Source organism: Paenibacillus sp. FSL R10-2782, from assembly GCF_038592985.1.
GTDB lineage: Bacteria > Bacillota > Bacilli > Paenibacillales > Paenibacillaceae > Paenibacillus > Paenibacillus terrae_C.
Window position 1 is genome coordinate 2,881,108 of the sequence record NZ_CP151951.1, and the last position, 15,802, is coordinate 2,896,909.

The following is a 15,802-nucleotide window of genomic DNA, read 5'->3' on the forward strand; positions in this document are numbered from 1 at the left end:
ATGGAGGCTTTTCCTTATGAATATCGAAGTTTGGTCTGATTATATGTGTCCGTTCTGTTATATCGGCAAACGCCGTTTGGAACAAGTAGTGAAGCAATTCCCGCACCATGATGAGGTGAAATTGACATTTAAGAGCTTTGAGCTGAACCCGGACGCTGTAAAAGATAGTGGTAAAACGATCAATGAAGAGCTGTCGGCCAAATATGGCGTCAGTCTGCAAGAGGCTCAGGCTATGAATGATCGTATGAACGAAAATGCACGCTCGGCGGGTCTGGAGTACAATATTCATGCGATGGTGCCAACCAACTCGCTGGATGCCCACCGCTTAACGCTTTGGGCTCAAACACAAGGCAAAATGCTGGAGCTGAGCGAGCGCTTATTCCAGGCTGTGTTCATAGAAGGCAAGCATACAGGTGACCCTGAAGTGCTGGCGGCGCTGGCTGCCGAGGTTGGCCTGGATCGAGACGAAGCCGCTGCTGTGCTGGCCAGTGATCACTATACGGATGAAGTTAGAGCCGATGAAGCCGAGGGTGCTGGGTTGGGCGTTCGGGGTGTGCCGTTCTTTGTTTTTGATCGTAAATTTGCTGTTTCGGGCGCTCAGCCGGACGAGGTATTCCATAATGCTCTGCAAAAAGCATGGGATGAACGCTCTCCGTTCACGATGGTAAGCGCAAGCTCCTCCGCAGACGATACAGGTGGTGTATGCACCGACGACGGTTGTGAGCTTCCACGCCGCAAGAACTGATCGGTTAGTGAACAGCGATTCACAGCTTCTTAACTAACCCTCCTAAAAAGGCGTGCTGACATCTGTTTCATTATGATGCTGGCACGCTTATTTTAATATTGGTTACAACGATTTGATCATCCCGCCATCAACAAGAATGGTGCTGCCTGTCAAATAGGACGAGGCTTCAGATGCCAAAAAAGCAACCACTCTCCCGAACTCTTCCGGCTCCCCATATCGTCCCAACGGAATCCCCTCTTCTGCTTGTTTACGAACCTGATCTAAAGTTTGCCCGGTCTTCTCGGCCCGATGCTCGTCCAAGCTTCGCACACGATCGGTTGCGATTCTTCCCGGCGCTACGGTATGTACCAGGATATTGTAAGGAGCTAATTCCAGAGACAGTGTTTTCGCCAATCCAGCGACACCCGTACGTAGTGTATTCGAGATAATAAGACCCGGAATCGGCTGCTTAACCGACGAGGATGCAATATTTAAAATTCGGCCGCTTTGTTGTTTTTTCATATATGGTAGAGCTTCACGAATTAACCGGATATGACTAAGCAAATTTTGCTCAAAGGCTTGCAGCCAAACTTCATCCGTAAAATCATCAAAGGTTCCCGCAGGAGGCCCGCCCGCATTGTTAACTAAAATATCGACGGTGCCGAACAAATCTGCTGTACGACGGATAGCTTCGGAAATTTGTTCAGGTTTCGTTACATCGCAAACCACATATTCGACGCGCCCGCTGGCCGTTTCCTGGAGTTCAGCCTGTGTATGTTGAAGCTCCGCTTCGTCACGTCCCGAAATCACGACATTCGCACCTTCACGTGCCAGCTCCCGTGCGCTTGCCTTGCCAAGTCCTTTGCTGGAGCCTGCAACAAAGGCAGCTTTTCCCGTTAATCCTAAATCCATCTACGCCACTCCCTTTTCTCTGTGTTCTCAATGTAATTGTACACATGACCAGCACGTAATGCGAGTGGCCTCTCTTGGGTTATATAAAATTTCATTATACGTCCAACCTATTTCCACAGTATAATGGACAATGCACATGCATTTTTAAGAAATCGCACAATAGAAAGAAGATGAACCAGATATGTTCGGCACCATTCTTTTGGACGTGGTTTTACCTATTTTTGTACTCATCGGTTTTGGTTGTATCATGCAATATTATTTTCGACTGGATTTGTATACTTTAGCTAAGATCAATTTTTACTATATTACCCCTGCGGTTGTGTTTACCGGACTGTATAATTCGGAAATTTCGTTATTGCTTATGGGTGAGGTTTCTCTTTTTTATGCCTTGTACATAGCCATTCTGTACGTCATCAGTACGACTGTTGCCAGATCTCTAAAATACAGTCCCGGAATGCGGGGAGCTTTTACAAACAGTGTCATGCTTGATAATTCGGGGAATTACGGTCTGCCGATCAATCAGTTAGTATTCAAAGGTGATCCGCTGGCTACGTCCGTTCAAGCACTGATTATGACCTTTCAAAGCTTTGTCACCTTTACATACGGTACCTTTGTTGTACAGAACGGTAAGGCCGACACTCGAAAAATTCTGATTAATTTTTTGAAAATGCCGGTTCCTTATGCCCTCGTGCTGGGCTTGCTGCTAAATCTGTTACACAGTCCATTGCCCAATTTACTGGCAGAGCCATTGAATTATATCAGCCAGTCAATGGTTGCCGTTGCTCTGCTTACCTTGGGAGCGCAAATTGTGCAATATCCCTTTCGTCTGCGGCGTACAGCCGTGTATATCAGTATGGTGCTGCGTCTGATTGCCGGTCCTGCGGTCGGTTTTCTACTCGTACTCCTGCTCGGGCTTAAAGGGATTCCAGCTCAAGCCCTGCTGATTGCCTCTGGTATGCCTACCGGTGTTAATACAAGTATTTTAGCCGAGGAATATAAAAATGAACCCGATTTCGCAGCTCAAACGGTACTGCTCTCAACCATTGTGAATGTCATTACGATGACGCTGTTGATTTCAGCATCCCGGTACCTTGTTTGATTGGATTATACAAGCCGAATAGTGCTTCCCATCGCCACCACTTCGCTTGTACAGCACTATTCCGCCTACTCCGTTTTTAACGTTCATTTTTTCGTGTTCGACTTATATAGAACCGCTTTTGTCTGAGGACAAGAGCATTTTTCTCTAAGAAAAGAACATACGTTCGGGATAATTTGCCTTTTTCCTGATTCAAGTGGTATGTGTGTTTTGTGCAGATCGTATGCGAGAAAGGATTTTTTTATCTATTTTGAATTTTTCATATAGTGAATATTTATATAGGTGTGTTATTGGAGCTTTATCGATTTCTATTTTCATTTGTCGTTTGGTCTGTTCCCGAAAAATCGACTAAGCGTCAACAAGGCCAACAAAAATAAAGCCAGCTCGCTCATCAGGAGTGGCTGGCTTTAGGATTATTCTTATGCTAAATGCTGCAAAGCAGTTAGCCATTTTAGCAATAGTCCCCTTTTCGTTCGGATTTCGCTTACCTTATCAGGATTTACGGCTCTATTCCCCATTGCTTGCTTCCAGACAAGTAAGCAGTTACCCTAGTGGAATCTTTTAAACTGGTTGCTGTGGCGTCAAAGGAATAATCATCGGTTTGGGTGTAATTGCTCCAGTCCGTTTTGGATACCCTCGTTTGTAGCTCCACACTTTGACCGGGATTTAAAGAACCCGCCCCTGGCTTAAAGCCCATTTCCACATAAGAATCTGCTCCCGGTTTTGGATTGGACAGTGTTTTGAAGCTGGCAATCACATTCTCAGGACCAACGCTTGACCAATCTGCGAAGAAATTTTGGGACTTCTCCCCATTTATAGTGTAATAATAACGTAGCGTCACATTCGCAAGGGAAACGGATGAGGTTCCTGTATTCGTAATTTTAAACTTGGAGCTGATCGTATTACTTGTTTCGGATACATTCCCATTGAAGGTCTGTACCTTGAGAACACCCTGTTCTGTTCCCGGCTCGCTTGGTATATTTTCCTTTACTGTCACCGTGAACAGCACATCGCTACCTGCATTAAAATGAAACATTAACGCTGTGTCTCCTTTAGGGAGTTTAGACAAATACTTATTGGAGAAGGTAACCGTTTCGCCATCGAGCGTATAATCTTCACCTTTTTTCAGTACCACGCTGCCCTGCTGGATGGCGTCTAACGTATTACCGTTCAGTGTAAGCTTGACGGAAATATCGGTATTTGCGTTATCCTGTCCATAGGTTGCAGTCGTCGGCGTAATGCTAGAATCACCTGCAGATGGTTGATCACCTCCCACTCGATCTGCCACCAGAATACCGCGGCCATTTGTTCCCAGATAAGCACGCCCATAAACTCGGGGGTCACCGATAATGGTCGTCACCCGTGCATATTGATGCTTGTCGTCATTAATGCGTACCCAGTTTGCGCCAGCATCGTCCGAACGGTAAAATCCGCGTGTACCGTCGATTTTACCAACGATGAATACAGTTGCATTGGTACGATTCTGTGCTGCTTTACCAAAGCCTACAAAGTCTGCCTCCTGCACATTAGCGAACTTGCTGAACGTAACGCCGGAATCCTTGGAATGCCACAAGCCGTATGGCCCTCCATCCTCAGAGCCTCCAGCGAACCATACATCCCCTTCTGCTCCACGTACTGCATCAATATCGGCATTACCTTCCGTTGGTAAGCCTGATACCGCGGAAGCTGTGAACGATACGCCTCCATTGGTGCTGACATATATTTTTCCGTTGGCGAACGCATAGTATTTGTTAGAATTCACCCGATCCGAGGCAATCTTCGCGTTCGCTGGAATACCTGTACTTGCGGTCCATGAGTTGCCGCCTGTTTTGGAGTAATATACACCTTTGTCCGAGGTGCTCCAAAGCAAGCCATTACCATCTGCCGCAACAGCTATGCTTCCCCCTCCTACTGTGCCGGAAGGTTCGCTGTTCGCTTTATACCAGTTTGCTCCGCCATCATTGGAGAAGCCGATGGATTTGGCATTCGGATCCTTTTGGTAATCGGCTTTGCCTACCCGCGCCATAAAGGCTGGATTCAGTTCAGCATAATCGATACTTTCACTGCTTGTAAAAGTGGGATTATCCAGCATTTTAGCGGGAGCCTTGAACAGATCGTCATGTCTGAAACCGGAGACATCCCCTAATGCGCTCACCAAAGGTGCACCGGTTGGAGGGCTTACAAGATCCAAAATCGCCGTTTCCTCTACCCCCTTAGCTGCTACCGAAATGTCCAGCTTACCACCCTTGTCCCAGTTCGTCACATTTTTGGAGCCGTAAATCGTAGCTCCTGTGCCGTATAACATATGGTCTGAATTAAATGGATCAATCTCCAGATCCCCGATCATCCAGCCCAGCTTAGGCGATACTTCCGGCGGAGCAGGGTTGGTATTGAAAGTCAGCCAAGGTGCAGCTGTTATATCCAAATTATATTTCAGCTTGCGAGTTGGATAACCATCGAATTCCCAAATAGGGCTCCAGGTTGCCCCGCTGTCGGTGCTGCGATAAATCGTTGCATCCGGCCACCAGGAATTCAGCGTAGCCACCATCAGAGTACCCGGTTTCTGCGCATCTACTGTCAGTCCACCATATCCAAAATAATTGTCCGTGCTGCTACTGGCAACAGGACTTATATTGGTCCATTGACCGCTGGCTGTATTCAATTTCCACACATCACCCTTTGTCCCGTCATATGGACCTGCTCCATCGCTATACGAGATGTACAAATTACCATCTGACGATAACACCCCATGATGCGACAAATAGCCCGTTGGTTGTCCTGCTACAGCGGACCAGGTCGTCCCCCCATCTGTACTGCGATAGACACTTTGCTTTTTATCCGCAACACCTACATAGATCGTCTGTGTTGCTTTACTGGCAGAGCCCGTCTTTTTGTCAAACGTAATCCAGGCTAAACCGACGATATCACTGGTGTACTCATTGGAAGGGTCCTGTACATACGTGCCTGGATTCGGGAAGCTGCTCACCTTGCTCCAGGTTGCCCCATAATCCGAGCTTTTCCATAATCCATTGCCGCTCCGTGCCCCGAAGAACAAAATATTGTTCTTATTGGGATCAATCGTCAGACGTTCACCCATCGAGCGTCCTGGCATATTGCCTCCCACCTTAAAAGGAAGCTTCGTTGTCTGCCACGTATTGCCCCTGTCGGTCGACCGCATAATCTGCCCATTTTGCTTGTCCCAGGAATTGGTATACGTACCTGTAGCTATATATACACGATTCGGATCAACAGGATCGGTCGCCAACGCATCTACGCCATTTTTGTTCCAATCTTCCCAACCCACAGAATCCGTCAACGGAATCCAGCTCTCGTCAGCAGGATTCCAGCGGTAAGCACCTCCGATATCCGTACGGGCATAGATCAGATTTTTTTCCTTCTCATTAAAAATGATACCTGGCACAAAACCGCCACCGCCACCCGTGACCACACTCTTCCAGGTGTACTCATCACTTGGAGCGGCAGCATGTGACGGCGTTATCAACCCTGTCCAGGAAGCGCCCGCTACCACAAGCGCCAAACACGCGATCCTAAACCTGCCTTTTGCCTTAGTCAATGAATTCAACCTCCTTCACTATTTTTTCGAATATACAAATATTTTCCAAATGAAAGAACTCAGTCGATTCCAGATTCGTTCCTAATCATTGTCTTTCCAACAACCAACATAGTCTGATAAAAGCTTCTCTCGGCCTCACCTCCAGTTGTTATAATTGAAATACAACAGGAATTACATTTTATAAAGCGCTTCCATTTTGTCTCGCTCAATAGATTCGTCATCCTTTTCACATTTCCTTGTGTAAAAAATCAAGATTATGTTAAAATCATTACTTGCTTCGCAGCTTACTGTGTGGACCTGATCCTTCGCTTGCCGTTGATACCTTTTATGTATACTATTATGAATTTTTCATATATCGAAATAATCATTTAATATCTCATTCTTTAATATCTGTCAAAAGCTTTAATATACGCCAAAAAACCGCGCTATGCGCGGTTCCAGTTTACGTGAATGCCGTCGATAAGCATTAAATATATCCTTTATTATTGCAAATATTGAAGCGCCAGCGCCAAAAATATGTGGCCTGACACAAGCAATGCACGCTCATCAAAATCAAAATGAGGATGGTGGTGAGCATAATGTGTTCGTTCATCCTCATTACGCGCCCCCACATGAATGAAGGCTCCGGGCCGTTGCTCCAAATAATAAGCAAAATCCTCTGCTCCCATGACCGGCTTCAAATCCAGAAACGCGTCTGCTCCATACAGCCTGCAGACAAGCTCGCGTACACGTTCGGTTTCGGCTTCAGCATTCACCAGAGAAGGATAGCCATTCAGATAGTCAATTTCATATCCTGCATGATAAGCCTCAGTCAACCCCTTGACGATACTGCGAATTTCATTCTCGACTTCCTTGCGCACTTCTTTATTAAACGTACGCACCGTCCCTTCAATTTTAGCCTTATCCGCAATGACATTGAAGGCGGTTCCCGCCTGGAAAACACCAATGGTTAGTACCGCTGATTCAATAGGGTCCACCCTGCGGCTGACCACCTGCTGTAGTCCATTCACAATTTGGCTACCGATGACAATAGAGTCTACCGTCTGATGCGGTCGCGCGCCATGCCCGCCTTTGCCATTGATCTGAATCGTAAATGCATCGACAGCCGCCATGGCAGGCCCGCTCTTTAATCCAATTTTACCAAGTGGAATTTCAGAAGCGAGGTGAATACCGTATACCGCCTCCACTCCATCCAGACAGCCATCCTCAATCATAAACTTGGCTCCGCCGGGTGGCTTTTCTTCAGCATGTTGAAAAATAAACACAAGCTTGCCCTTCAGTGCCTTCCGGTTATTGCTTAATACACGTGCCACTCCAAGCAGCGCAGCCGTATGACCATCATGTCCGCAAGCATGCATAACACCAGGAACCGCGGATTTATAGGGCGCATCCTTTTCATCCTGAATAGGAAGCGCATCAAAGTCAGCGCGAAACGCAATCGTTCTACCCGGCTGGCCGCCATCTAAAAATCCGAGCACACCGTTTCCACCCACATTCGTTCTTATCTCAATACCAAAAGAGCGCAATTGATCGGCTATAAATGCAGACGTATTCGTTTCTTCAAAAGAAAGCTCGGGATGCTGATGCAGATGTCTTCTCCACGCAATCAGCTCTTGCTCACCATCTTTTAATTCCTGGACCCATTTCTCTAGCATAATACCCTCTTTTCTTATTGAATTTATATACTTTATCCTTATCTTACCATGAATTTACTGGAGAATCTTCTATCCTGCCGATATCAAGTCAAAGAAGATATATCTTTGATTTAGGCAGGGTAGTGACAAGCGGCATAATGTCCTGTGCCAATCGCTGTCAGTTCCGGTGCTTCCTCACGGCAACGCGAGGTCGCCAGTGGACAGCGGGTATGAAAACGACAGCCGGACGGCGGCTTCGCAGGCGAAGGAATCTCACCTTGTACCGTAATCTGTCCCCGTCGGTTTTTCGGATTCGGATTGGGGATGGAAGCAACAAGCCCTCGGGTATAGGGATGTGCCGGATGCCGGAAAAGCTCCTCGCTTGGCGCAATTTCTACGAGCTTACCCAAGTACATGACCCCAATCCGGTCCGATATATGCCGAACGATGTGCAACCCGTGCGCGATAAACAAATAGGTCGTATCCAGCTTACGCTGTAAATCCTGAAGCAGATTGACAATTTGCGCCTGAACGGAAACATCCAAAGCCGACACTGCCTCATCCGCCAAAATAAACTGCGGTTGCAGCGCAATTGCACGGGCAATCCCGATCCGCTGGCGCTGCCCTCCCGAAAATTCATGCGGAAACCGCGTGATCAGCGAAGGAGACAATCCGACTGAACTTAGCAGTTCCTCAACCCGTTCCCGTTTGGCCTTGCCACTCAGCCCTTCATGAACCGCGAGCGGTTCACCGATAATGTCCCCCACATTCCAACGCGGATCAAGTGATCCGTAAGGGTCTTGAAAAATCATCTGCATATCACGGCGTGCAGCTCGCAATTCGGAATTCCCTAACTTTGTCAGCTCCCGATCCTGAAACCATACCTGCCCTGAGGTTGGGCGTTCCAACTGCATCAGAAGACGGCCTAAGGTAGATTTACCGCTGCCAGATTCACCGACCAGTCCAAAGGTTTCACCCTGCCGGATTGAAAATGATACATCATCCACCGCCCGGATGGAAGCACCTGCCCGACCGGGAAAGCTTCTTTTCACCGGATAATACTTGCGAAGTCCATCCACCCGAAACAAATCCTGCTTGTTCTGCCCGGTGTCCGTGACAGTTACATTGGATATTACAGATTCCTTTACCTGTAAGCCATCACCGTTCACCATGATCCCATCAACAGCAGATACGTACGTCACTTCTTTCTTTACTTCTGCCGCTTCTTCAACAGCATCTGCCGGGACTCGCCCTTCCACCGATAGCTCTGAAATACGCCAATCACCGTACGCAGCCAACTGCTTCGAATGCCAGCAGGCTACCTCTCGTCCATCCTCGGTAGCTAACGGAGGCGCTTCGTTTTTGCATTGATCCGTCGCATGCGGGCAACGCGGGTGAAACAAGCAGCCAGACGGCAACGCACTCAGGCTGGGGATGGCCCCCGGGATCGAAAACAGCTTGCTGCTTCGATCTGTATCCAGCGTTGCCACCGAACTAAGCAAACCTCTTGTGTACGGGTGCAACGGTAGCTCGAACAGCTCTTCCGTTGCGGCCTGCTCCACGACTCGCCCGGCATACATTACAACAATTCGATCCGCAACCTCCGCCGCAATACCCAAATCATGCGTAATCAACAGAATCGACATGTTGAATTCCGCCTTTAATTCCTGAAGCAACTGCAAAATTTGGGATTGAATCGTTACATCCAGCGCCGTCGTCGGTTCATCCGCAATCAGCAGCTCAGGGCCACATGACAGCGCCATCGCAATCATCGCCCGTTGCAGCATCCCGCCAGACAGCTCTCCGGGGTACTGCTTCATACGGATTTCCGGCTCGGGAATCCCTACTCTGTTTAGCAAATGAACCGCATGAGCCCACGCTTGCTTCCGTTCCTTCCGATCATGCTCCATAATGATTTCCAGCAGCTGATATCCAATAGTGTACACCGGATCAAACGCCGCCATCGGCTCCTGAAATACCATCGCCATCTTTTTGCCGCGAAGTGAACGTAATTCCTGCTGCGATAAAACGGTCAAATCTATGCCCTTCAACCATATTTGCCCTTGGGCAATTCGTCCGTTCTCATAATCGATCAGCCGCATAATCGCCTTGGAGGTAATCGTTTTTCCGCTACCAGATTCACCAACGAGGCAGACCGTTTCCCCCGCCCCGATCGTCAGCGATACGTTGTCGAGTGCTTGCAGCAAACCTTTTTTAGTGTGAAAATCGACCGACAAATGTTCAATCTCCAGCAATGATGACAAACGAACTCCCTCCTTCTGTAGCACTAACGAATAGGCTGCCTGATGCTAGTTTGCGTTCTTTTTCGGGTCCAGCTCATCTCTGAGCCTGTCGCCCAAAATATTGACCGACAGCACGAACAACGTAATGGCTAGACCCGGAAAGGTGCATATCCACCAAGCCACTGTCAAATACCCGCGTCCCTGAGACAATACCGTTCCCCAATCCGGAATTTCCTTTACCGTGCCAAGCCCCAGAAAGCTTAATCCCGATCCGGCCAAAATAGCACTACCGATTCCAAGCGTCGCCATTACGAGCAGAGGGGACAGGGAATTAGGAAGCACATGTCTCCAAAAGATACCAAAAGGTTTAACTCCGATGGAGCGTGAAGCTGTAACGTAAGAACGTCCTTTTATGCTCATAATCTGTCCCCGCATCACCCTTGCATAACCCGGAATAGCAGATATGGCTACTGCCAGTACGATATTAAACAAGCTCGGTCCTAGAGCTGCCGCAATCGCCAAAGCCAGCAGAATACCGGGAATGGTCATCAAAATATCAATTAATCGCATCAGCACTGTGTCCACGATGCCACCGATGTAGCCTGACAGTGCTCCTATAATTCCACCAGCCAGACCACCGACGAGCACCGACATAAAGCCGATAAACAGGGAATCCCTACTTCCATGAACAACCAAACTGAATACATCCCGTCCAAAATAGTCGGTTCCGAACCAGTGAGCAGCGCTTGGACTCTGTAAAATCTGGTCGCTTAACATTTCTGTTGGCTCATAGGAAGCAACCCATTGCGGAAACGCTGCACAGGCGATCACGAACACGATAATCAATCCTGCCGCATATACAAACCCATCCGACACTCCCCCAAACCGCAATCTTCCGGTTTTCCGAGCTACCCGCTGCTTTCTTTCCTTCCAGACTGTTTTGGCCGCCATTGTTTCTCTCAACTGTTCTTCCTCCTCCCTGATTCCTGACGACTTACGCCGAGCGTCTAACCCTTGGATCAATAAATGTATAAGATATATCCACCAATAGATTTACGATCACGTACATGATGGCAGAGAACAACACAACTCCCTGCACAACTGGTAAATCCTTAGCCATAATCGCATCCGCAATTAAACGTCCAATACCTTGTCGCGAAAATACCGTCTCGCTCACAACTGCTCCGGCCAGCATTTCTCCCATCAGCATCCCGATCATCGTTATCGCTGGAATCAACGCATTACGCAGTGCATGGCGATACATAATGACCTTCTCCGATAAGCCTTTGGAACGGAGCGTAACGATGAACTGCTCATTTATGACCTCCAGCATACTGTTGCGTACCATTCTGACAATGAACCCTGCACCGACAATGCCCAAAGTGAAAGCAGGAAGCACAAGTGTTTTCCAACCGTTCGAGCCCATTGCAGGCAGCCATCCCAAATGAATGGAGAAAATCAGCAACAGCAGAATTCCTGACCAGAATGTGGGCATGGAAATGCCGAACAGTCCGACGATTCGCGCGACGATATCAATTGGCTTATTCCGATGAATGGCCGACAGCACTCCAAGCAAAACACCGATGATAACCGAAATGGCAGAACCAGCAAGCGTCAACGCCAATGTAGGCGGGAGATTAACCCATATCTTAGGCAGCACCGGATCAGCATTGAGCAGTGATTTTCCAAAATCGCCTTGCAGCAGCTTTCCAAAATAATTTAAAAATTGCATATGAAAAGGCTGATCCACTCCTAGCTGATGACGCAAATTGGCGATCATTTCTGGCGTGGCCGTCGAAGGGTCCAGAATAGAATCCACCGGGTCCCCCGGAAGCAGATACAAAATGCTGAACACCAGAATACAAGAACCCACAATCACCAGGAAAGAGGTAACCAGTCGTTCTGCAACAGCCCTGATCATGAAGCACACTCCTTTCCGTCTGAATGGCTTGCCAGAGACAATTTAGCCATACTATTTTTGAATGCGCACATCGTTAAACAGCGGATAACCCACTAAATCAAATTTAAGACCTTGTACGGACTTGGCAGCTCCAACGGTATAAGGGAATACATAAATCGGAATGATAACGGCTTGATCACGGATCAATTGTTGTACCTTTTTGTAAATCCCCTCCCGCTTGGCATCCTCCTTTTCAATCGCCCCCTGCTCCAGCAGCTTGTCGACCTCTGGATTAGATAAGTTAGGCAGCGTAGGCCGCTGATTCGGAGCCGCTGTGTGGTAAAAAGCATATAACGCGTTCGGGTCCACATTGACCTGACTATTCCCGTAGAAATCATAGTTTCCGTTCGTATATACAACCGTTGCAACATCCTTGGTAATTTCAATCTTCACATCAACACCGATTTTCTTCAACTGCTGCTGAATAATGGCTGCAATATCGTTGCGCTTTTCACGATTCGGCGTGCCATCTACATAATGCAGCGTCAGACGTTTTCCATCCTTCACTCGAAAACCATCCGCACCTTTGACCCAGCCCAGCTCATCCAGAAGCTGATTGGCTTTGTTAGCATCCGGCTGTAAGCCGTTTTCCAGTGATTTATCATATGCGAAAATGCCCGGAGTAAGCGATGACCAAGCCTGCTCGTAGGTGTGCCCAGGTAAAGGGTTTTGACAATCGTTCCCACATCAATTCCATATTGCAACGCCTGTCTGGCCTTCAATTCATTCCATGGCGCCTTCTTCTGGTTAATGAACAGCGTGTACGGTAAGCCTAGGGTATTGACCTGCAACAATTGAAAATTAGGGTCACTCTTCAGCGTTAAAATGTTTTGTGGAGGAACTGTTTCTGCGGCCAAGGCCTGCCCACTCTGCACACTACCGATCCGGGTCGCTTCCTCCGGCACGATTTTAAAGGTTACGCTATCTAAATACGGTGCTCCCTTGTTCTCAATGGTTTCCGGTGCCCATTTGTAATCCGAGTTACGCTCAATTTTTATTTCTGCATTTTCGTCCCATTTTACAAACTTGAACGGGCCTGTGCCCACTGGATGCTTGCCGAATTGATCTCCATATTTCTTGATTCCTGCAGGAGAAACAATAGCTACTGCCGGGATCGTTAAATTGCTCAAAAATGCCTGAGATGGTCGTTTCAGATTCAGCTTAATTGTGTATTCGTCTAATACTTGTGAGGATTCATACGGGGCCAGCAGGTTAGCGGCATTGCCAACTACAGCTTGCGGATCAATAATTCTGTCATAGCTGAATTTAACTGCTTCCGCATTAAATGGAGTTCCGTCATGGAACTTGACGTCCTTGCGCAGCTTGAACGTATAGCTTTTTCCATCCTCGGAAACGCTCCATTCGGTCGCAAGCCAAGGCTTAATCGTATTGTCCGGCAGCTTTACCACCAAGTTATCGAATATCCCCCGATACACCCGGGATGCTACCGCCAAGCCACTCCTATGCGGGTCCAGTGAATCCGGCGATGTAGCCAGTGCATAGGTCAGGTCTCCACCTTCTGCGGCTTGCCCGCCTCCCGCTGCATTTGCTCCCGTATTCGTAGAATTGGCTCCACCATTATCTGAGCATGCCGACAATACCAGCACCAGCGACAGAGTTAGAGCTAACATTTTTGCATATCGACTTGTTCGTTTCACTTGAAAGCACTCTCCAATCTTATGGGTAATGTTATGAATACATTGCATTTTAGAGCCGATGTTAAATTGTTGATAATTCCAATCAGATATATATGAATTGTACAAATAACTGTATACCCGTGTTTTTATAGTGTCAATGCAAGTTCTAATTGGAATGATCTATAGATAGATAGAAGACTTAAATTGACAACGCAAAAAAGAGCCGACAGAAATGCTCTCCCCGGCTCTTTTTCGTTGCTAATCACAGTGTTGAATTTTTCAGGTATTGAAAAACTGACTTATATTCCCTCGTACCGGATGAGTCTGCTCCCTGTAATCCCCATCTGTATAACTGCCAATCACCTTACGCCAAAAGGACTGCGCTGGCCTGTTTGTGCTCATCTGCGTTACCTTCCAACGCCCGGCAAAACGTCCAAACAGCTCATGAACCGCCCAAGTACCGACCCCATTATGCCGATAAGGACGAAGCACAAAGAACTCAGCCATGTAGTAGTCAGCCTCCCGATTGCTGGACATTCGGTCAACCAACGCAAAACCTACGGGAACATCCTGCCTCCAGATTAGAAAAGGTAACTTCTGTTCACCGCTTGTCCAGTATTGATATAAGTCCGGGTAGGCCGGGAAAGTGCCGTTTTCAGTAACATCAATTCGAAGATAGGCTGTAAAATCATATAAATAAAATTGCATGAGCTGCACAATAATGCCCTTCTGCGACTCTGGTACACTTTTTATGGACAGCTTCAACTCCGACTGGATGTCATACCCCATATTTTCACCTCTCTTGACGGATTAGTTCGTTCTTTACTTCGATTCGCATTCCATCTTATATTACATTCCATCCGGTGCTGTTCAAAATATGCTAAAATACATATATTATGACCGGACGAGGTGGAGCCCAATGAATATACAAAAGATCATCGACCGGCGCAAACTGGATGAAAAAATGCCAGGATTGCCATGGTACGTGCAGCAATTTATGGATTACAAGCTACCTGACCTGTCCCCTTCCACATTGCTGGAATATGTGCGGGATTATGAAGCTTTTTTTGCATGGCTTCGCTCGGAAGGCTTATCTGTAGGAGAGACGAACGCCCAAGTTACACTGGAAGAATTGGAGACGCTCCATATGGATAGTATTACAGGCTATCGTTTGTTTCTATCGACTAAGCGTGAAGCCTCCAATTCCCGTATTACGATTTCACGCAAGCTTTCGTCCCTGCGTTCCCTCTTTCATTATTTGAGCCAGATCGCTGAGGATGAAAACTTTTATCCTTTACTCAAGCGCAACATTATGGCCAAGGTCGAAATCAAGCGCATACATAAACCCAAGGACACGGCGGCCAAGCTCAAAGGAAAAATACTGGAGGAGGAAGAGCTGCTTGAATTTATCGGCTACATTTATGAAGGCTATGGACAAGATTTGGCCGGTAACAAGCAGGCACTGTACTCCTATGAGCTGAACAAGGAACGTGACGCCTGTATCGCCAGTCTGATTCTAAATTCGGGCCTGCGCGTATCTGAAATCGTCAATCTGAATCTGGACGATCTGGATGTAAACAATAAATTACTATATGTGTATCGTAAAGGCAACAACGACGAGACCTTTAAAACGCCAGTATATTTCCGCGAGCAGTCCAAAGATGATCTGGCACTCTATTTGTCTCTGCGGCATACTCGTTATCGCGCACCCAAAAAGGAAAAAGCGCTCTTCGTCGCACGTCCCAACGGTAGTACAGAAGGCAAACGAATGACCAAAAGAGCGATTCAGGCGATGATTATCAAGTATGCCAAACGGTTCGGCAAGCCTTACCTGACCGTTCACAAGCTCCGTCATTCCTTTGCCACCGACTACTATTTGCAAAACGATATCTACAAAACGAAGGAACAGCTCGGTCACGCCTCCACAGAAACGACAGAAGTTTATGCCCATCTGACCGACAAGACCATGTCCCAAGCGATTGAACGGCGGGTGGATACTCAAGCCGACTCAGCCGATTAATG

Annotated in this window: 12 protein-coding genes; 3 read left to right on the top strand and 9 right to left on the bottom strand. The window is 47.5% G+C overall.

Annotated elements, in window-relative coordinates:
* Positions 1–16 precede the first annotated feature (16 nt).
* Complete coding sequence (locus NST83_RS13005) at positions 17–745, top strand: DsbA family oxidoreductase (RefSeq protein ID WP_137063257.1); 729 nt, start codon at positions 17–19, stop codon at positions 743–745.
* Positions 746–847: 102 nt separating this feature from the next.
* On the opposite strand, the gene NST83_RS13010 is transcribed toward NST83_RS13005, so the two are convergent.
* On the bottom strand, positions 848–1,636 hold the full coding sequence (locus NST83_RS13010) for an SDR family oxidoreductase (protein WP_342414523.1): 789 nt from the start codon (positions 1,634–1,636) through the stop codon (positions 848–850).
* Between the two features lie 181 nt (positions 1,637–1,817).
* Between NST83_RS13010 and NST83_RS13015 the strand changes: the two genes are divergently transcribed.
* A complete protein-coding gene (locus NST83_RS13015) occupies positions 1,818–2,735 on the top strand; it encodes an AEC family transporter (protein ID WP_137063259.1) in 918 nt (305 codons plus the stop codon).
* 496 nt (positions 2,736–3,231) lie between these two features.
* On the opposite strand, the gene NST83_RS13020 is transcribed toward NST83_RS13015, so the two are convergent.
* The 8 genes from NST83_RS13020 to NST83_RS13055 all read right to left on the bottom strand — a co-directional run bounded on the left by NST83_RS13020 (position 3,232) and on the right by NST83_RS13055 (position 14,569).
* Positions 3,232–6,306: a X2-like carbohydrate binding domain-containing protein gene (locus tag NST83_RS13020; protein WP_342414524.1), complete on the bottom strand. Its 3,075-nt coding sequence runs from the start codon at positions 6,304–6,306 to the stop codon at positions 3,232–3,234.
* A gap of 482 nt (positions 6,307–6,788) precedes the next feature.
* Positions 6,789–7,961 (bottom strand): M20 family metallopeptidase, encoded by a 1,173-nt coding sequence (locus NST83_RS13025; RefSeq protein WP_342414525.1) that lies wholly within the window; start codon positions 7,959–7,961, stop codon positions 6,789–6,791.
* A 110-nt stretch (positions 7,962–8,071) separates the two neighbouring features.
* Entirely contained in the window at positions 8,072–10,204 is a 2,133-nt protein-coding gene (locus NST83_RS13030) for an ABC transporter ATP-binding protein (protein WP_342414526.1), read from the bottom strand.
* A gap of 45 nt (positions 10,205–10,249) precedes the next feature.
* A complete protein-coding gene (locus NST83_RS13035; RefSeq protein WP_342414527.1) occupies positions 10,250–11,146 on the bottom strand; it encodes an ABC transporter permease in 897 nt (298 codons plus the stop codon).
* Between the two features lie 31 nt (positions 11,147–11,177).
* Complete coding sequence (locus NST83_RS13040; RefSeq protein ID WP_342414528.1) at positions 11,178–12,104, bottom strand: ABC transporter permease; 927 nt, start codon at positions 12,102–12,104, stop codon at positions 11,178–11,180.
* A 51-nt stretch (positions 12,105–12,155) separates the two neighbouring features.
* The gene (locus NST83_RS13045) at positions 12,156–12,758 is read right to left on the bottom strand and encodes an ABC transporter substrate-binding protein (protein WP_342417948.1); all 603 of its coding nucleotides are present in this window, start codon (positions 12,756–12,758) and stop codon (positions 12,156–12,158) included.
* Positions 12,647–13,801 (bottom strand): ABC transporter substrate-binding protein, encoded by a 1,155-nt coding sequence (locus tag NST83_RS13050; RefSeq protein WP_342414529.1) that lies wholly within the window; start codon positions 13,799–13,801, stop codon positions 12,647–12,649. Before NST83_RS13050 ends, NST83_RS13045 begins: the two co-directional genes overlap by 112 nt.
* Before the next feature lie 258 nt (positions 13,802–14,059).
* Complete coding sequence (locus NST83_RS13055; RefSeq protein WP_342414530.1) at positions 14,060–14,569, bottom strand: GNAT family N-acetyltransferase; 510 nt, start codon at positions 14,567–14,569, stop codon at positions 14,060–14,062.
* Positions 14,570–14,699: 130 nt separating this feature from the next.
* Between NST83_RS13055 and xerS the strand changes: the two genes are divergently transcribed.
* Positions 14,700–15,800, top strand: coding sequence for a tyrosine recombinase XerS (gene xerS / locus NST83_RS13060; protein WP_342414531.1), 1,101 nt, complete (start codon positions 14,700–14,702; stop codon positions 15,798–15,800).
* The last annotated feature ends 2 nt before the right edge of the window (positions 15,801–15,802 follow it).